Source organism: Burkholderia sp. Se-20373 (assembly GCF_017104705.1).
Classification (GTDB): domain Bacteria; phylum Pseudomonadota; class Gammaproteobacteria; order Burkholderiales; family Burkholderiaceae; genus Burkholderia.
The window spans coordinates 17,796-35,694 of the sequence record NZ_JAAGPH010000010.1 but is presented as its reverse complement, the minus strand read 5'-3'; the positions used below and the strand labels follow the sequence as shown (position 1 = coordinate 35,694).

At 66.5% G+C, this 17,899-nt stretch carries 18 protein-coding genes and 1 pseudogene; 8 read left to right on the top strand and 11 right to left on the bottom strand.

Annotated elements, in window-relative coordinates:
• The first annotated feature begins 97 nt into the window (after nucleotides 1–97).
• The 3 genes from G3N96_RS05920 to G3N96_RS05910 all read left to right on the top strand — a co-directional run bounded on the left by G3N96_RS05920 (nucleotide 98) and on the right by G3N96_RS05910 (nucleotide 1,474).
• Nucleotides 98–508, top strand: a complete 411-nt coding sequence (locus G3N96_RS05920) for a TIGR02594 family protein (RefSeq protein ID WP_124576428.1) — start codon at nucleotides 98–100, stop codon at nucleotides 506–508.
• Between the two features lie 144 nt (nucleotides 509–652).
• A complete protein-coding gene (yfcF, locus tag G3N96_RS05915; RefSeq protein WP_206136624.1) occupies nucleotides 653–1,285 on the top strand; it encodes a glutathione transferase in 633 nt (210 codons plus the stop codon).
• A gap of 6 nt (nucleotides 1,286–1,291) precedes the next feature.
• Nucleotides 1,292–1,474, top strand: a complete 183-nt coding sequence (locus G3N96_RS05910) for a hypothetical protein (protein WP_206136623.1) — start codon at nucleotides 1,292–1,294, stop codon at nucleotides 1,472–1,474.
• A gap of 50 nt (nucleotides 1,475–1,524) precedes the next feature.
• Here the strand turns inward: G3N96_RS05910 and G3N96_RS05905 are convergent, their stop codons facing one another.
• The 5 genes from G3N96_RS05905 to G3N96_RS05885 all read right to left on the bottom strand — a co-directional run bounded on the left by G3N96_RS05905 (nucleotide 1,525) and on the right by G3N96_RS05885 (nucleotide 7,161).
• Nucleotides 1,525–2,961, bottom strand: a complete 1,437-nt coding sequence (locus tag G3N96_RS05905; RefSeq protein WP_206136622.1) for an efflux transporter outer membrane subunit — start codon at nucleotides 2,959–2,961, stop codon at nucleotides 1,525–1,527.
• Nucleotides 2,962–2,980: 19 nt separating this feature from the next.
• Complete coding sequence (locus G3N96_RS05900; protein WP_089474360.1) at nucleotides 2,981–4,555, bottom strand: DHA2 family efflux MFS transporter permease subunit; 1,575 nt, start codon at nucleotides 4,553–4,555, stop codon at nucleotides 2,981–2,983.
• A gap of 13 nt (nucleotides 4,556–4,568) precedes the next feature.
• A complete protein-coding gene (locus G3N96_RS05895) occupies nucleotides 4,569–5,663 on the bottom strand; it encodes an HlyD family secretion protein (protein ID WP_124576215.1) in 1,095 nt (364 codons plus the stop codon).
• Nucleotides 5,664–5,727: 64 nt separating this feature from the next.
• Complete coding sequence (locus G3N96_RS05890) at nucleotides 5,728–6,159, bottom strand: MarR family transcriptional regulator (protein ID WP_166886432.1); 432 nt, start codon at nucleotides 6,157–6,159, stop codon at nucleotides 5,728–5,730.
• Between the two features lie 81 nt (nucleotides 6,160–6,240).
• A complete protein-coding gene (locus tag G3N96_RS05885; protein WP_206136621.1) occupies nucleotides 6,241–7,161 on the bottom strand; it encodes a LysR family transcriptional regulator in 921 nt (306 codons plus the stop codon).
• Nucleotides 7,162–7,251: 90 nt separating this feature from the next.
• Here G3N96_RS05885 and G3N96_RS05880 point away from each other — a divergent pair, with 90 nt between their 5' ends.
• The 3 genes and pseudogenes from G3N96_RS05880 (at nucleotide 7,252) to G3N96_RS05870 (ending at nucleotide 9,610) form a co-directional block, all read left to right on the top strand.
• A complete protein-coding gene (locus G3N96_RS05880) occupies nucleotides 7,252–7,680 on the top strand; it encodes a MarR family winged helix-turn-helix transcriptional regulator (protein ID WP_206136620.1) in 429 nt (142 codons plus the stop codon).
• A 187-nt stretch (nucleotides 7,681–7,867) separates the two neighbouring features.
• Nucleotides 7,868–9,115: an aconitase X gene (locus G3N96_RS05875; RefSeq protein WP_206136619.1), complete on the top strand. Its 1,248-nt coding sequence runs from the start codon at nucleotides 7,868–7,870 to the stop codon at nucleotides 9,113–9,115.
• Nucleotides 9,108–9,610, top strand: a pseudogene (locus tag G3N96_RS05870) (DUF126 domain-containing protein). The gene G3N96_RS05875 and the pseudogene G3N96_RS05870 overlap by 8 nt, the downstream one beginning before the upstream one ends.
• Here G3N96_RS05870 and G3N96_RS05865 read toward each other — a convergent pair.
• Complete coding sequence (locus G3N96_RS05865; protein WP_206136617.1) at nucleotides 9,562–10,656, bottom strand: AraC family transcriptional regulator; 1,095 nt, start codon at nucleotides 10,654–10,656, stop codon at nucleotides 9,562–9,564. The pseudogene G3N96_RS05870 and the gene G3N96_RS05865 sit on opposite strands and share 49 nt — an antisense overlap.
• Before the next feature lie 85 nt (nucleotides 10,657–10,741).
• Here G3N96_RS05865 and G3N96_RS05860 point away from each other — a divergent pair, with 85 nt between their 5' ends.
• Nucleotides 10,742–12,775, top strand: coding sequence for an NADPH-dependent 2,4-dienoyl-CoA reductase (locus tag G3N96_RS05860; RefSeq protein ID WP_206136616.1), 2,034 nt, complete (start codon nucleotides 10,742–10,744; stop codon nucleotides 12,773–12,775).
• Nucleotides 12,776–12,970: 195 nt separating this feature from the next.
• On the opposite strand, the gene G3N96_RS05855 is transcribed toward G3N96_RS05860, so the two are convergent.
• Nucleotides 12,971–13,375, bottom strand: coding sequence for a DUF2471 family protein (locus tag G3N96_RS05855; RefSeq protein ID WP_039344831.1), 405 nt, complete (start codon nucleotides 13,373–13,375; stop codon nucleotides 12,971–12,973).
• Nucleotides 13,376–13,539: 164 nt separating this feature from the next.
• On the bottom strand, nucleotides 13,540–14,433 hold the full coding sequence (locus G3N96_RS05850) for a LysR family transcriptional regulator (RefSeq protein WP_206136615.1): 894 nt from the start codon (nucleotides 14,431–14,433) through the stop codon (nucleotides 13,540–13,542).
• A gap of 86 nt (nucleotides 14,434–14,519) precedes the next feature.
• On the opposite strand from G3N96_RS05850, the gene G3N96_RS05845 reads away from it, so the two are divergent.
• A complete protein-coding gene (locus G3N96_RS05845) occupies nucleotides 14,520–15,299 on the top strand; it encodes an NAD(P)H-dependent oxidoreductase (protein WP_206136614.1) in 780 nt (259 codons plus the stop codon).
• 116 nt (nucleotides 15,300–15,415) lie between these two features.
• Here G3N96_RS05845 and catC read toward each other — a convergent pair whose 3' ends face one another.
• Genes catC through G3N96_RS05830 form a run of 3 tightly spaced genes read right to left on the bottom strand, consistent with a single transcriptional unit; the run spans nucleotide 15,416 to nucleotide 17,818 of the window.
• Complete coding sequence (catC, locus tag G3N96_RS05840; RefSeq protein WP_011355923.1) at nucleotides 15,416–15,706, bottom strand: muconolactone Delta-isomerase; 291 nt, start codon at nucleotides 15,704–15,706, stop codon at nucleotides 15,416–15,418.
• A gap of 43 nt (nucleotides 15,707–15,749) precedes the next feature.
• Nucleotides 15,750–16,652, bottom strand: coding sequence for a catechol 1,2-dioxygenase (gene catA, locus G3N96_RS05835; protein ID WP_089428087.1), 903 nt, complete (start codon nucleotides 16,650–16,652; stop codon nucleotides 15,750–15,752).
• Between the two features lie 32 nt (nucleotides 16,653–16,684).
• The gene (locus tag G3N96_RS05830; protein ID WP_206136613.1) at nucleotides 16,685–17,818 is read right to left on the bottom strand and encodes a muconate/chloromuconate family cycloisomerase; all 1,134 of its coding nucleotides are present in this window, start codon (nucleotides 17,816–17,818) and stop codon (nucleotides 16,685–16,687) included.
• Nucleotides 17,819–17,899: the final 81 nt, after the last annotated feature.

Below are 17,899 nucleotides of genomic sequence, written 5' to 3'. Positions count from 1 at the left end.
TATTCGTGCGAAGATTGCCCGCACAACACACTCGCCCGAGAACGACGTGACCCTATTCAACCCTGAGAGCAAACCGGACGCGGCGCATCCGCCATGGATGCCCGTCGCGATGGCCGAACTTGGCATCCGCCGCCATCCGCCCGGCAGCATCAACCCGCGCATCGTCGAATACAACAACCACACGAACCTGGTCGGCTATGACGACAAGATTTCCTGGTGTTCGTCCTTCGTCAACTGGTGCATGACGCACGCCGGCATTCGCGGCACGGGCTCGGCGCTCGCGCGTTCGTGGCTTGAATGGGGGAGGCCGTTGGAACGCCCGGTCTATGGCTGCATTGCAATCCTGACCCGCGACGACCCGGCGAGCTGGAAAGGGCATGTCGGTTTCTACCTGCGTCACGACGACGAACAGGTGTATCTCTTCGGCGGCAACCAACTGGAAGAAGTCCGCGAACTCGCGTACCCGTTGAACGAGGTGATCGGCTACCGCTGGCCCGACGCCGCATGATCACGGCACCGCGGCACACACAAAATCACAAACATCCAGTAACCGGCCGCTGTTAACCTGTCACACAACCAGCATCGACCCACCCGGAGGCCGTCGGCGCATCAACGAGCCGCCACCGACCTCCGCACCCCCAAGGAGCCAGCAGTGCAAACCGGTCATCTCCGCCTCTACGCGGATACGCAATACACGAGCCCATACGCGATGTCGGTCTTCGTCGCCCTCGAGGAAAAGGCGCTGCCGTACGAACTGGTGACCGTCGATCTCGGCAACCGCGCACATTTCGCGCCCGACTACGCGGCGACGTCGCTGACGCAACGCGTGCCGACGCTCGTGCACGATGATTTCGCGCTGTCGGAATCGTCGGCGATTACCGAGTATCTCGACGAGACTTTCCCGGGCACGCGGCTCTATCCGGTCGAGCCGCGCCAGCGCGCACGGGCGCGGCAGGTGCAGGCGTGGCTGCGCAGTGACCTGATGCCGGTTCGGACGGAGCGGTCGACCGAAGTGCTGTTCTACGGGCCGTCGAGCGAGCCTCTGTCGAGCTTGGCGCAGGCTGCCGCGCAAAAGCTGTTCGTGGCCGCCGACAAGCTGCTCGCGCCGGGCGCGTCGAACCTGTTCGGCGAGTGGAGCATCGCCGATGTCGATTTGGCCGTGATGCTGAACCGTCTGGTGCTGAATGACGATCCGGTGCCGCAGCGCCTCGCCGACTATGCGCGTACGCAGTGGGAGCGGCCGTCGGTGCAGCGCTGGGTGAAGCTGAAGCGGCCGCCGCTGTAATTTGCAATGAACGTGCTCGGCCCGATCCTCATCGTGCTCGTGCTGGTTGCTGGAGTGTTCGCTGCGATCCGGTTCTGGCACAAACCCGTCACGCGTATCGTCACCGTTATCGCAGGGCTGGGGATTGCGTGGGCGTCGGTTTACCTGATCGCGTTGTCATCGGTCAAATGCCTGGGATCGTGCGGCTGACGAGCGGGGCGCCGGCAAGCGTGGAAGCCGGCGCCGTACCGTGATCCCGCTCAGTTCTTCGCCACCGCTTCCACCTCCGGCCCACCCGCCGCGTCATTCCTGCTCCACCCACCCCCAAGCGACCGATAAAGCGCCACCGCCGCCAACGCATGTTCGCGCTTGACCTGATTCAGCGAATCCGAATCCCGCAGATACACCTCCTGCGCGGACAGCACATCCAGAAAATCCGTCGCGCCGCCTTTATAGAGCTGATTCGCCAACCCAAGTGCCTTGTCCGACGCCGCCAGCGCACTACCCAGCCTGCGCGTCGCCTCATCGGAGCTGACGAGATTCGCCCGCGCGTCCTCGACTTCCCGCAACGCCTGCAGCATCGTCTGCCGTAACCCGAGTTCCGACTCGCGCATCCGGCTTTCGCTCTGCGAGATATCGGCGGTGATCCGCCCCGCATTGAAGATCGGGCTCGTCGCGCTCAACGCCGCGCTGAACAGGTTATCGGTCAACGTCGGCAACCCGAGGTAAGAGGCGGCGAGAATCCCGTCCGTCAGGTTCAACGAAAACTTCGGATACCGTTCAGCCTTCGCCACACCGACTTGTGCCGCACGCCGCTCGACCTGCGCATACGCCGTCAGCACATCCGGCCGCCGCAGCAATGCCTGCGACGGCAGCGTCCCCGGCGAGCCAACCGGCGGCGCGGGAATTTCCCCAGCCTGTGCCAGCAAGAGCCGATCGACCGATTCCGGCGTCCTCCCCGAATACACGGCAATCAGATTGAGCTGATGTGCAATCTGCGCCTGCGTCGGCGGAATCCGCGCTTCGAGTGCATCGAGCTGGTTCTGCGCACGCGTGACGTCAAGCTCGGTCGACAGCCCGAACGCCTGCCGCTTGCGCGTGAGTTCGAGCGCATGCTGCCGGATCTTCGCGTTGTCCTGCAGGATCTTCAGTTCCTGCTGCGCCCAGCGCAGATCGACATACGCGGAAGCCGCATCGGCCGCGAGCGCGAGCCGCATCGCATCCTCCGCATGCTTCTGCCCGACGAGTTCCGCTTGCGCGGCAAGCAGATCGAGCCGTTCACCGCCAAACACATCCGGCGACCAGCTCAGCGCGAGCCCCGCGCCGGCCTGCCGCACATAGCCGAGCGGCGGCGGCGTGTTTTGCCGTGCATCGGCCGCATGCGCGGTCGCGTCGAGTTCGGGCAGCAGCACCGCGCGCTTCTGCACGGTCAGCGCCTGCGCCTGCTTCACGCGTTCGGCGGCGGCCTGCAGATCGAGGTTCCCGTCGAGCACGGTGGCGATCAGCCGGTCGAGCGCGGGATCGTGGAACTGCGCCCACCACGCGGCGGCGTCGATGTCTGCGCGCGGCACATCGGTGTCCCATGCGTCCGGCGCGAGCGTCCGAACCGAATCCTGAAGCGCCGGATGCTGCGCGGGCTGCACCGCACATCCTGCGGCGAGTACGCTGACGGCGAGGGCGACGAGAAGTTTTTTCATGATGGTGATGACCTCAACCTCAGTGCGCGTCCGGCGGCGGCGCGTTCAGGGAAATGGGTTTGGAGAAGACGACCGCGAGCAGCGCGACGACGAAGCACAGCGACAGCGCGTAGTACGCATCCGCATAGGTGAGCGTCAGCGCCTCGCGATAGATCAGGTGATGCAGGTTTGCGAGCCCGGCTTGCGCGGTGTCCAGCGTGTTGCCGGCCACCGACGTCCAGTACGCGGCCTGCCGATCGAGCAGCGACGCGATCTGCGGCTGGCCGGCGCTCACGTGCTCGTTGAGACGCAGGTAATGAAAGTTCAGCCGGTCGTTGAGCATCGTCGCACTCACCGCGATGCCGATTGCCCCGCCGAGATTGCGCATCAGGTTGAACAGGCCGCTCGCCGATTTCAGGCGCGACTGCGGCAGCGAGCCGAGCGCCATCGTCACGATCGGCGGTACGCTGAACTGCTGGCCGATGCCGCGCAGCGCCTGCGGTAGCAGCAGCTCGCGCCAGCCCCAGTCGTGCGTGATCGGCGTGTACAGGTAGCAGCCGAGCCCGAAGCAGATCAGCCCGAACACGAGCAGCGCGCGCAGGCTGAAGTAGCGCGCGGCGAACGCATACGCACAGAGCGCAATCAGCTGGAACGCGCCGACCGACAGCAGCGCCATGCCGATCTGCAGCGAGCTGAACGCGCGCACCTGCGCCAGAAACAGCGGCGTCAGGAACACGGTCACGAAGATCCCGATGCCCGTCACGAACGACAGCAGGCTGCCGATCCCGAAGTTGCGCACGACGAGCGCGCGCAGGTCGACGATCGGATCCTTCGCGGTCAGCGCATGCACGATGAACAGGAAGCCGCAGATGCCGGAGATCCACGCGCAGATCACGATCGCGTCGTCGCCGAACCAGTTCTTGCGCGGGCCTTCCTCCAGCACGTATTCGAGGCAGCCGAGGAAACCGGACATCAGCACGATGCCGAGATAGTCGCCGCGCTTGATGAGGCTGAGGTCGGGTTCGTCGATGTGCACGTAGCGCGGCACGAGTGCGGCCACCGCGATGCCCGGCACGAGGTTCAGGTAGAACAGCCAGTGCCACGACCATTGATCGGTGATCCAGCCGCCGATCACGGGGCCGATCGCCGGGGCGAGCGACGCAAGCGCGCCGATGGTCGTCGACGCAATCAGCCGCTGCTTGCCGGGGAACAGCACGAACGCGGTGGTGAACACGGTCGGGATCATCGCGGCGCCGAGCGCACCTTGCAGCCCGCGAAACAGGATCATCGAGTTGATGTCCCACGCGACGCCGCACAGCATGCTGGTGATCGTGAAGCCGACCGCCGATGCGGCGAACAGCCAGCGCGTCGACATCACCTTCGACAGCCAGCCCGACATCGGGATCACGATGATCTCGGCGATCAGGTAGGCGGTTTGCACCCACGACAGTTCGTCCTGGCTGGCGGACAGGCCGCCGCCGATGTCGCGCAGCGACGACGCGACGATCTGGATGTCGAGCGTCGCCATGAAGAAGCCGATGCACATCAGCGCGAACGCGAACACGCGCTGCTTCGTGGGTTGCGACGCGGGGTCGCCGGAAAACGCGGTGGTCATCGTCGTCTCCCGCTCAGTTCGCGTGGTCGGTATGCACGGTCACGACCGCGGACAGGCCGGGGCGCAGCACGTGGTCGAGGCCCGGCTGCGGATCGAGATGCACGCGCACCGGCACGCGCTGGACGATCTTCGTGAAGTTGCCGGTCGCGTTCTCGGGCGGCAGCACGCTGAAGGTCGCACCGGTGGCGGGCGCGAGGCTGTCGACGCGGCCGTGCAGTGTCGTGTTCGATGCATCGAGCGATACGTCGACGCGATCGCCGGCGTGCATCTTGCGCAGCTGGTCTTCCTTGAAGTTCGCGTCGATCCACAGCCCGGATGCCGGCACGACCGTCAGCAACGGCACGCCGACGTTCGCGAGCATCCCGACGCGGCCCGTGCGGTTGCCGACGTAGCCGTCGACCGGCGAGCGGATCGTCGTGTATTCGACGTTGAGCGCGGCGACGCGCTGCGCGGCAAGCGCGGTGTTCACGCGGGCCCGCGCATCGGCGAGCTGCGCACCGAGCACGTCGAGTTGCCGCTTCGATGCGAGCAGCGCGGCGTCGCTGCGGTCGACGGCGGCGCCGGCCTTCGAATAGTCGGCGTCCGCGCGTTCGACGATCTGGTTCGATACGGCGTCGGATTTCACGAGCTCGCGATAGCGCACGCGGTCCGACGCGGCACGCGTCAGCTCGGCCGACGACGCGTTCTTCTCGGCCGCCTGCTGGCCGATCACCGCGAATTGCAGTTGCTGCTTCGCCTCGAGTTCGGTCACGGCGGAGCGGGCGCTGTCGACTTCGGCGCTGGCCTGCGCGAGCTTCGCGTCGTAGTCGCGCGCATCGAGCTGCACGAGTACGTCGCCGGCCTTCACGCGCTGGTTGTCGGTCACGAGGATCTTGTCGACGAAACCGTTGACCTTCGGCGCGAGCACCGTCACGTCGCCGCCGACATACGCATCGTCGGTGCTTTCCTGAAAGCGCAGCACGAACAGCCAGTCGAGCGCGGCGGCGGCGACGACGATGACGACGGCACCCACCGCGATGCGCATCCACGGCACGCGGCGCTGTTGCTTCGCGGGCTGGTCGAGTGTGGCTGCTTCACGGGATGAGGCAGCGGCTTGGGTCGTATCCATCGATTCACCTATGTATATGCACTTATCAAGTCGATCGACGGCATGTCGTCGATCGGGGAAGGGGCTAGCGTTCCGGCAGGTTGTGCGTGATCCGGAACAATTCGTCTCTCAGGCGGGCTGCCTGCGTCGACCCGAACCGCTGCTCGAACGCTTCCTGCGCGGCGAGCCAGTGCACCTGCGCGTCGGCGATCTTCGTTTCGCCGTGCGCGGTCAGCGCGAACGTCTGGCGGCGGCATCGCGGCTCGATCCGTCCGGCCACCAGCGCCGCGCCGACGAGCGGCTTGAGCGCGCGCAGCAGCGCGGTGCGTTCGATCACCAGCACGGTCGACAGCGTCGCCATCGTCAAGCCGGGCCGGTCGCGCAGCAGCGCGAGAATGCTGTACTGCGACGGCGTCACGCCCGCCCGCGACAGATAACGCTCGTAGAACTGCGAGATCCGGCGGGCGGCTTGCCGGACCGCGAAGCAATCGTCATCGGTGAGCGTCATCTTGTGCATGTACACATGTTAGGAGGCAATGCGGCCCGAAGCGAGCGGCGGGGCGCGATCAGATTGTTGTCACGGCTGTACCAATCGGCGTCAGGCGGCAGCCGGAACGATCCAGCCTTCGCGGTCGCAATAGGCGGTCGTGTAGTCGATGAACGCCTTGACCTTCGCGGGCAGCAGCGCGCGGTTCGCGTAAGCCAGTTTGATCTCGACGAACTTGTCGACGAGATCGGCATCCGCGAGCAGTTGCACGAGCGCGCCCGACGCGAGTTCGGCCCGGACGAGCGTTTTCGGCACGACGCCGATGCCGAAGTCGTGCATCACCATTTCGCGATTGAAGACGGGGCTGTTCGACGAGATGTCGAAGCGGAACGGCACGGTCAGCAGGTCGCCGTCGACGCGGAACGACAGCGCGGGCCGGCGCAGCGACGGCGACATCGGCACGAACGGATGGTCGGCAAGATCGGCCGGCGTGACCGGGCGCGAATGAGCGCGCAGATACGCAGGTGTCGCGACGATCACGAGCGGAATCCGCTCGATCAGCCGCACGACGGTCGATTCGTTCGTCAGCATGTACGGGACGACGATACCGATGTCGTAGCCTTCGCCGACGAGATCGATGGGGCGCTCGGTCAGCGTCACGTCGAGGCGCACTTTCGGGTGCGCGGCCTTGAAGCCGGCGATCAGCGGCACCAGCCGGTTCAGCGTGGCCGTCGTGTGCGCGACGAGCCGCAGCAGGCCTTCGGGCTCGCGCGTCGGCGCCTGCGCTTCCGCTTCGAGCGAGTCGAGTTCGTCGAGCACGGCCGCGCAGCGCTCGTAGATGCGCTCGGCCGTTTCGGTCAGCGACACCTGGCGCGTGGTCCGGTGCAGCAGCCGGCTGCCGAAACGTGCCTCCAGATCCGCGACCGCGCGCGATACGACCGGTCGTGCGAGGCCGTGCATGTCGGCGGCGCGCGTGAAGCTGCGCATCTCCACCACCGACCGGAAAATCCGCAGCTTGTCTATGTAGTCCATGTCCGTCTCCTTGACGCGAGGCCGGCCACCGGCCTGGTTACGGCGGAGTGTACATTGACTTTATGCATATGCACATATAAATTGCGAAGCATGAACGACACCTCGATTGCCCAGGCGTGCAACTGTCTCGCGCTGCGTCAGGCGGCGCGCTTCGTCACGCAACTGTACGAGCGCCATCTGGCCCCGGTTGGCGTCACGCCCGCCCAGTTCTCGATCATGGCGAACCTGACGCGCCAGCCCGGCCTGCTGATGAGCGAACTCGCCGATGCGCTCGTGATGGATCGCACGACGCTGCTGCGCGCACTGAAGCCGCTGCAGCGCGACGGCTTCGTCGCGACGGCCGCGTCCGAGCACGACACGCGCGCGCATGCGCTGAGCCTCACGAAGCTGGGTGAGCGCACGTTCGCTGAAGCGAAAGTCGCCTGGCAGGCCGCACAGGACGAATTCGAGACGCAGTTCGGCCGCGACCGCGCGAAGGCGCTGCGCGACGAACTGTTCAGTGTGACCGCGGAACGCTAGACGGCGGGCTGGCGGCAAACTGGAGCGGAACTCGAGCCATTGGTTGCTTCATTGGCGTTCGAGAGTGGAAATTGGTTTTTAAATTGTCCGGATTGATCGTGATCTGGACAGTTTTTGTTCCCAGTTGTAGAGTCCCCTGACGGATTTCACGGGCCGGCGCCGCCGGCACGCGTCAGAGGAGCAACCGATGCTGCAGTTGAGTGACCGCGACAGCGCGATGCTGCGCGGGGATTTCGGCGAGGGCGTCGCGCGCGCGATGCGGATCGTCGCGCGCACGGCGCACGTGATGTCCGCGCCGCACCTGATCGACATTACGTCTGCCCATATCGACGGCTGCCTGTACCACGGCCAGACCAGCCTCGACTTCGTCGAGTATTTCGTCGACACCGGCGCGAAGGTCGCGGTGCCGACCACGTTGAACGTCGGGTCGCTCGACCTGATCCATCCCGAGCTGTACCACGGCGATCGCACGATCCAGCGCGACGCGCAGCGCCTGATGGATGCGCATCTGCAGCTCGGCTGCGAATCGAGCTTCACGTGCGCGCCCTATCAGCTGAAGAACCGTCCCGCGAAAGGCGAGCAGATCGCCTGGGCCGAATCGAACGCGATCGTGTTCGCGAACTCGGTGCTCGGCGCGCGGACGAGCCGGTACGGCGATTTTCTCGACCTGGCCGCGGCGATCACCGGGCGTGCGCCGTATGCGGGGCTGCATGTCGAAGCGAATCGCGCCGCGCGAATCGTGTTCAACGCACCGGATTTCCGTCGCCTGGCCTCGCGCGACATCTATTTCGCCGCGCTCGGGCTGCTGATCGGCAGGATCGCGGGCGCGGTCGTGCCGGCGATCGTCGGGCTGCCGGCGGACACCACGGAAGACGAACTCAAGGCGTTGGGCGCGGCTGCCGCGTCGAGCGGGGCCGTTGCGCTGTTCCATGCGGTCGGTGTGACACCGGAAGCACCCACGCTCGACGCCGCACTGCACGGACAAGCGGCGCAACGCACGGTCGATGTCGCGATGGCCGACCTCGACGAGATTCGCCGCACGCTGAACCACGGCGCGGCTGGCGATGCGCTCGTCGCGGTGGCGCTCGGCACGCCGCATTTCTCGCTGGCCGAATTCCGCACGCTCGATGCGTTGCTCGATGCATTCGACGGCAAGCCGGCCTGCGATTTCTACGTGAACACGAGCCGGTTCATCTTGTGGGAACTGGAGGAGGCCGGCCTCGCGGAGAAATTCGCTGCGCGCGGCATCCAGATCGTCGTCGATACCTGCACGTACATCACGCCGGTGATGAAGCAACTGTCGGGGCTCGTGATGACCAATTCGGGGAAATGGGCGTCGTATGCGCCCGCGAACATCGGCGTGACGGTTGCGTACGGCAGCATGCGCGAATGCGTGCGTTCGGCGTACGAAGGAAAGGTGCGATTCGATGACTGACGCGACGGGCAAGGTGTTGACGGGCGATACGCTCGTGCCGGGCAGCGCATGCGCGTGCCGGGCAGCGCATGCGCGTGCCCGTTCGTGCTCGACAAGCCGCTCAGCTTCTGGGGCGGCTACGACTCGGGCGCGGGAAGGATCGTCGATCGCGGGCACCCTCAGGCCGGCGCGAGTCTGGCCGGCAAGGTGATGGTGATGCCGCACGCGAAGGGCTCGAGTTCGAGCAGCAGCGTGCTGGCGGAAGCCGTGCGCAACGGCACGGGGCCGGTCGCGATCGTGCTGAAGGAGCGCGACCTGATCATCTCGATCGGCGCGATCGTGGCGGCCGAGCTGTATGCGATCGCGGTGCCGGTGGTGTGCGTGACCGATGACGTGTACGACGCGATCGTCGCCGCGACGGGGGAGGTGCGGATCGAAGCGGAAGAGGGGGATGGCGGCGCGTCGATCTATCTCGACGACGCCGGTTCGTCCAATCCTCCCGCTGCCTCCCGGTAAGCACTCGGCGTCTGCCCGGCCCAGCGCCGGAACGCGCGCGTGAAATTCGCCGGGTCGGTGAATTGCAGCCGCTCGGCGATCGTCTTCAGGTCGAGATCCGACGCGGCGAGCAACTGCTTCGCGTCGCGAAACCGCGCTTCGTCGAGCAATTGCCGATAGCTCGAACCGGCTTCCTCGAGCCGGCGCCGCAGCGTGCGTGTGGATACGAGCAGTGCGTCGGCGAGCGTCTCCGGCCCCGGATATTCGCCAGCCCCGCGTGCCAGCTCCGCGCGCACGCGTTCGACCAGATCGCCTTCCTCCTGGCGCACCTGCGCATACTCGCGCTCCACCTGCACGAGCGCCTGCCGGTGCGCGACTTCGTCGGCGAGCGGCAGCGGCCAGTCGAGCACGTCGCGCGCGATCCACAGCGCGTTGGCGGCGCAGCCGAATTCGACCGGCGGCAATTGATCGCGATAACGCGCGAAATAGGGCGGCTCCGGCCACGCGAACTGCAGCTTGATCGGCGGCGACGTGCGCCCGGCCCATTGAGAGATGTTCTGCGCGAGCCCGGTCAGCACGAATTCGAACATCACGTGATGCTGCAGCACGGGGCTGGCCTGCACGCCGTGCAGTTCGAGCGCCGCGCCGCGTTCGTTTTCTGCATAGGTCAGGCGATATTGGCGATTGCGCATCCGGAAGTAGCGCTGCGTGACGGCGAGCGCTTCCCGGATGTCCCGCGCGGTCAGCGTCGCATAGCCGAGAAAGCCGTGCACGGTCGGCTTCAGCAGCAGCCCGAACGCGAGCCCGATGCCCGGATCGCCGCCGATCTCGATCGCATTGAGCACGAGCCGCCCCCACTGCGACGGCGCGACGCGCGCGTCCGGTTCGGCCAATACCGCATCGCGCAGGCCCGTGCCGGCGCGCACGGCGGCCAGATCGACCCCGCGTGCGGCCAGCGCCTGCAGCAGCAGGCGCGTATAGGCGACCGGAATCGTCGGCCGGCGCAGCCCGAGGCGGTCCTTGGCGAGAGGGGAAGTCATGTCGTCTTGGCCGGAAATGACAAGCATTATGGCTGTTTGCCCCCTCACGTTCAAGGCGGCGCGCGCCTACGATGTCACGCATCGCTTACTGGCACGAATCGGCACGCTCATCATGACCACGACCTTCCCCCACTTGCTCGCCCCGCTCGATCTCGGCTTCACGACGCTGAAGAACCGCGTGCTGATGGGCTCGATGCACACGGGCCTCGAGGACAGCCGCAAGACGTTGCCGCGGCTCGCCGAATATTTCGCCGAACGCGCCCGCGGCGGCGTCGGCCTGATCGTGACGGGCGGCTTCGCGCCGAACGTGGCCGGCTGGACCAAGCCGTTCGGCGGCACGCTGATGACGTCGGCCGCCGCGCGGCGGCATCGCGAGATCACGGAGGCCGTGCATGCGGAGGACGGCAAGATCGCGCTGCAGATCCTGCATACGGGACGCTACGGCTATCACCCGTTCGCGGTCGCGCCGTCGAAGATCAAGTCGCCGATCTCGCCGTTCGCGCCGCACGAACTGAGCGCGCGCGGCGTCGAGCGGCAGATTCGCGCGTTCGTCCGCTGCGCGAAGCTCGCGCGGGAAGCCGGGTATGACGGCGTCGAGATCATGGGCTCCGAAGGCTACCTGATCAACCAGTTCATCTCGATGCATACGAACAAGCGCACCGACCAGTGGGGCGGTTCGTACGAGAACCGCATCCGGCTGCCGATCGAGATCATCGAGCGCACGCGCGAGGCGGTCGGCCGCGATTTCATCCTGATCTACCGGCTGTCGATGCTCGACCTGATTCCGGACGGCAGCGACTGGAGCGAAACCGTGCAGCTCGCGAAGGCCGTCGAGCGCGCGGGCGCGACCATCATCAACACGGGGATCGGCTGGCACGAGGCGCGGGTGCCGACGATCGCGACATCGGTGCCGCGCGGCGCGTTCGCGTGGGTGACGAAGAAGATGAAGGGCGAGGTCGGCATTCCGCTCGTGACGACCAACCGCATCAACCGTCCCGAAGTGGCCGAGCAGATCCTCGCGGACGGCTGCGCGGACATGGTGTCGATGGCGCGCCCGCTGCTCGCGGATGCGGAGTTCGTCGTCAAGGCCGCGCAGGGCCGTGCCGACGAGATCAATACGTGCATCGGCTGCAACCAGGCATGCCTCGATCACGCGTTCAAGAACAAGATCGCGTCGTGCCTGCTGAACCCGCGCGCGTGCCACGAGACGGAGTTGAAATACACGCCCGCCGCGCAGCCGAAGCGTATCGCGGTGGTCGGCGCGGGGCCGGCCGGGCTCGCATGCTCGACCGTGCTGGCGCAGCGCGGCCATCAGGTCGACCTGTTCGACGGCGCGGCCGAGATCGGCGGCCAGTTCAACATGGCGAAGCGGATTCCCGGTAAGGAAGAGTTTCACGAAGCGCTGAGCTACTTCGGCCGCCAGGTCGAGCTGACCGGCGTGAACCTGCGCCTGAACCGTCGCGTCGACGCAAGCGACCTGATCGCGGGCGGCTACGACGAGATCGTGCTCGCGACCGGCGTCGCGCCGCGCGACCCAAAGATCCCGGGGCAGGACGGGCCGAACGTGCTCAGCTACATCGACGTGCTCGCGGGCCGGCAGCCGGTCGGCCGGCGTGTCGCGGTGGTGGGGGCGGGCGGGATCGGCTTCGATGTCGCCGAGTACCTGGTGCAGGAGGGCGAATCGCCGGCGCTCGACCTGGAAGAGTGGAAGGCGGAGTGGGGCGTGACCGACCCGGCCGCGACGCGCGGCGGCGTGACGCGAGCACAGGTGACGGCACCGGCGCGCGAAGTGACGCTGCTGCAGCGCAAGGCCGCGCCGCTCGGCAAGGGGCTCGGCAAGACGACCGGCTGGATTCACCGCGCGACGCTGAAGATGAAGCAGGTGAAAATGATCGGCGGCGTGAACTATGAACTGATCGATGCGCGTGGGCTGCACGTGTCGTACGGCGAGCAGCGCACCGATCACGAAGTGATCGAAGCCGACACGATCGTGCTCTGCACGGGGCAGGAGCCGCAGCGCGCGTTGCTCGCGCCGCTGCAGGCGGCCGGGCGCTCGGTGCACCTGATCGGCGGCGCGGAACTGGCCGCCGAACTCGACGCGAAGCGCGCGATCGATCAGGGCTCACGGCTCGCCGCGCGGCTGTAACGGGCGGTCGCTGCGACGGCCCCTTGAAGGCAAGCCGCGTGGCGGTGATCCGCCAGCGCGGCGATGCGTGGCTCGCCGTCTGCCGCCCCGATTCGCTGGCGCAGGACTGACATGAGCCGCAACGCCGGCCGCGTCGCCACGTGACGTGGCGGCGCTACCCCGACAGACCGTGATGGCGATTGGCCATCACACGGCTCAGGCCGCTTCGGCCCGTTCTTCCTCTTCCGCTTCCAGCATCGCCTTGACGATCAGGTAGATGGCGGGCAGGTCGTCATCGTCGCGGCGCCAGTCGACCGGCTCCTCGACATCCGCGGCGACCAGGCGGCTGTCGCGCAGCCGGATGAACGCGTCGACGACGGCCGGATCGTTGCGGCTCAGGAAGCCGGCATTCGAGAATGCCAGCTCTTCGACGTTCAGCAGCGCCTGCCAGCTCATCGTGCGGACGGCCGCGGGATGGGTGCGGCGCCGCAGGCCGAGCGCCCGCTGCGCGGGGCCGCCCGCGACACGCTGCAGATCGACGACCGCCCGCTGCGCGGCGCGCTCGAAGTGGACGGGGTTGAAGCCGGGTTGCTCGGGATCGAATGCGGATGCCTGGAACATGGTCGCCTCACAAAAGTCCGTTCGTCTGTGAATGACGGAATTCGGGTCAAATGGTGCAAAAGCACTGTAAATATATACAGTGTTTGGCGCGGTTTCAAGCCCCGGATGAAGGATTTCGTGCGATGGCGATCGAAGCGGGCGTCCACTCCGGGTACGCGACCGATCTACACCGCTGCCGCGATCGTCTCCCGCAACCACCGATGCGCCGGATCGCGATGCACGCGTTCGTGCCACAGCATCGACATTTCGTAGCCGGGCACGTCGACGGGCGCTGCCACGACACGCAGCGCGGGCACGTCGCGCACCAGCCGCTCGGGCACCATTGCGACGAGATCGGTGCTGGCCACGGCCGACAGCACGAACAGGAAATGCGGCACCGACAGCACGACGCGCCGCGTGGCGCCCACCTTCGCGAGCGCTTCGTCCGTCACGCCGAAGAAGCCGCCGCCGTCGGGCGACACGATCACGTGCTCGAGCGTGCCGAACTGCGCGAGCGTCGGGCGCCGCTTCAGCTTCGGGTGCCCGGCGCGGCCGATGAGTACGTAACGCTCGGCGAACAGCGGCAAGCGTCGCATGCCGGGCGGCGACGCTTCGGTCATATGAAAGACGAGGTCGATGCCGTTTCGTTCGGTATCCTGCTCGATGCGCGGCGGTACCAGCTCGACCACGGCGAGGCGCGTGGCGGGCGCGGCCGAACGCAGCGCGTTCAGCGCGGGCAGCACGATCGTCGATTCGCCGTAGTCGGTCGCGGCCACACGCCACGTGTTCGTCGCGGTCGCGGGATCGAACGGCGTGGCCGGAACCACCGCGCGCTCGACCGCTTCGAGCGCATCGCGCAACGGTTCGCGCAGCGCTTCCGCGCGCGCGGTCGGCCGCATTCCACGCGGCCCCGGCAACAGCAGCGGATCGCCGAACACGTCGCGCAGCTTCTGTAACTGCACGCTCACCGACGGCTGCGACATGTTCAGTTTTTCGGCCGCCCGCGTGACGTTGTGCTCGGCGAGCAGCACGTCCAGCGTGACCAGCAGATTGAGATCGAGTCGTCTGAGATTGTTCATGGCTATACCTGGAATATCAGGAATTCATTTCAAATATACCGTTGGTGGCGGCATCCTGCAGTCATTCAATCAACGGAGTACCGAACATGAATGTGCTGATCGTCTATGCCCATCCCGAACCGCGTTCGCTGAACGGCGCATTGCGCGACTTTGCCGTCGCGCATCTCGAAGCGGCCGGCCACACGGTACAGGTGACCGACCTGTATGCGATGAACTGGAAGGCGGCATTCGACGCGGACGACGTGACGGATCGTGCGCCCGACGCACGGTTCGATCCGTCGCTCGATTCGAAGCGCGCGTTCGCGGCCGGCACGCAAAGCGAAGACATCGCGCGTGAGCAGGAGAAGCTGAAGTGGGCCGACGCGGTGATCCTGCAGTTCCCGCTGTGGTGGTTCTCGATGCCGGCGATCATGAAGGGCTGGTTCGAGCGTGTGTATGCATACGGTTTTGCGTACGGCGTCGGTGAGCATTCCGATACGCACTGGGGCGATCGTTACGGCGAAGGATCGTTTGCCGGCAAGCGCGCGATGGTGCTCGTCACGACGGGCGGGTGGGAGTCGCATTACAGCCCGCGCGGCATCAACGGGCCGATCGACGACGTGCTGTTCCCGATCCATCACGGCGTGCTGTATTACCCGGGGTTCGATGTGCTGCCGCCGTTCGTGATCTACCGGACGGGGAAGATGAACGCAGCACGCTTTGACGAGACGCGTGCGGCGCTCGGCAAGCGTCTGGATGAACTCTGGACCACGCAACCGATTCCGTTCCGTCGGCAGAACGCGGGCGATTACGCGATTCCGGCGTTGACGCTGAAGGACGAGATCGTGCCGGGGAAGGTGGGGTTTGCGGTGCATCTGGCGGAGTGACGGTTGCCGCGTATCCCGATGCGGCGCGACCGAGCCGTGGCCGAATGCAAAACGGCACGGGCATGCCCGTGCCGTCCATTGCGCGGCCGTCGTCAACGGCCGCGATTCGCGTTCACTTACCGATCATCCTCCCGCACCGAAGAAGGATGCCGGCACAGCGCCCGCACTTCCATCTCCATATACGGGAACAGCGGCAGCTGGCTCAGCAGGTCATGCAGCTGCTGCACGCTTTCGACGTCGAAGATGCTGACGTTCGCATACTGCCCGGCGATCCGCCACAGATGCCGCCAGGTCCCTTCGTTCATCAGCCGCTGGCACATCGCCTTTTCTTCCGCCTTCAGCGTGGCCGCCTTGACCGGATCCATGTCCGTCGGCAGACGGACGGTCATTTCCACATGAAACAGCATCCTGCACTCCTTGCGTTATCGGTTCGTCGAATCGGAAGGCGACTCACGCCTGCGCGCGGGCCCGCTCGACTTCGCTGCCCGGCACGTCCTGCTTGTCCTTGAGCAGCGAGAAATCGAAGTCGATCAGCGCGAACTGCCCGTCGACGCCATACGGCTTGCCTTCGGCGCCTTCGGCCTGCTTCACCGGCGGGATCAACCCGTCGCGCGTCGCGAACGCGAAGTCGTCCCACAGATGCGGATCGCCATCGATGTTGATCTGCGTCGTCAGCTTACGATAACCGTCCGCCGAAACGAAGAAGTGAATGTGCGCCGGACGATGGCCGTGGCGGCCGAGCTGGTCGAGCAGTTGCTCGGTCTTGCTGCCCGGCGGCACGCTGTAGCCGACCGGCAGCACGCTGCGGAAGCTGTAGCGGCCTTCGGCATCGGTGCGGATCGAACGGCGCAGGTTGAACGCGGGCTGCGACTGATCGAAGTACGAGTAGTTGCCGAGATGGTTCGCGTGCCACACCTCGACCAGTGCGTTCGCGATCGGCGCGCCGTCCTGGCCGAGCACCTGGCCGCGCATGATGAGCGTCTGGCCCGGATCGGTGCCGTCGTCGAGACGCGCATGGCCGACCGATTCCGGCGCACCGGCGACATACAGCGGCCCTTCGATCGTGCGCGGCGTGCCGCCCTGGATGCCGGCCTTTTCCTCGGCTTCGTCCATGCGCACGTCGAGAAAGCGCTCGAGGCCGAGGCCCGCGGCGATCAGCCCGAATTCGCGGCCGGCTTCGTTCAGGTAGTTCAGCGCCGTCCAGAATTCGCTCGGCTGCACGTCGAAGTCCTCGATCGTGTAGCAGATGTCCTTCACGATCCGGTTGACGATCGCGCGCACGCGCGGGTTGCCCGGCTTCTCGGCGGCGTCGTCGAAGGTCTTCAGCAGTGCGTCGATGGCTTGCTTGTTCATCTGTGTCTCCGGTTTCGGTTGTCGTGTGGGGATCAGCGGGCGTCGCGTCGCATCCGTTCGATGCGGGCCCAGTCGAAGGTGATGCCGAGGCCGGGCGCTGCCGGCAGGTGCAGCTTGAAATCCGCGTAGCGCAGCGGCTCGACGAGGATCTCCTCGGTGAGCAGCAGCGGGCCGAACAGTTCGGTGCCCCATTTCAGCGAGTCGAACGTGCTGAACAGTTGCGCGGACGCCATCGTGCCGGCCGCGCCCTCGAGCATCGTGCCGCCGTACAGTTCGATGCCGGCCGCCGCCGCGATCGACGCGACGCTCGCCGCACCCTGCAGGCCGCCCGATTGCGCGATCTTCACCGCGAACACGTCGGCTGCGCGATCCTGTGCGAGCGCGAATGCATCGACGGGGCCGTGCAATGCCTCGTCGGCCATGATCGGCACCTGCGCCAGTTGCGTGAGGCGTTTCAGCCCCGCGCGGTTGGTTGCCGCGATCGGCTGCTCGACCAGGCTCACGCCAGCTTCCGCCAGGCGCGCGCCGGCCCAGATCGCGTCGGTTTCACTCCATGCCTGGTTCACGTCGACGCGCACGTCGCCGCGTTCGCCGAGCGCGCGCTTGATCGCGATCACGTGTGCGACGTCGTCGGCCACCGCGTTCGAGCCGATCTTCAGCTTGAACGTACGGTGGCGGCGCGCGTCGAGCATCGCCTCGGCTTCCGCGATGTCGCGCTGCGTGTCGCCGCTCGCGAGCGTCCAGGCAACATCGACCGCATCGGTCCGACGGCCGCCGAACAGCTCGGACAGCGGCACGCCGAGGCGGCGCGCCTGCGCGTCGAACAGCGCGGTCTCGATCGCGCATTTCGCGAAGCGGTTGCCCTGGAACAGCTTGCGGGCGCGCGCCAGCGCAGCGCCCGGGCGGGTTGCGTCCATGCCCTGCAGCAGCGGCGCGAAGTAGGTGTCGATGTTGACCTTGATGCTTTCGGGGCTCTCCTCGCCGTACGCGAGACCGCCGATCGTGGTCGCCTCGCCGACGCCTTCGATACCGTCCGTGCATCGAACACGGACCAGCACGAGGGTCTGGCAGTTCATCGTCGCGACCGACAATTTGTGGGGCCGGATCGTCGGCACGTCGACGAGCAGCGTCTCGATGCGTTCGATGGTGGCGGCAGTTGCTATCATGCGATTCCTCCTGTTGGTGCACATGGTAGGAATTCCCGCCCCGCGTCGTCCAACACTCTTTCCGACTACTTCCATACCTTT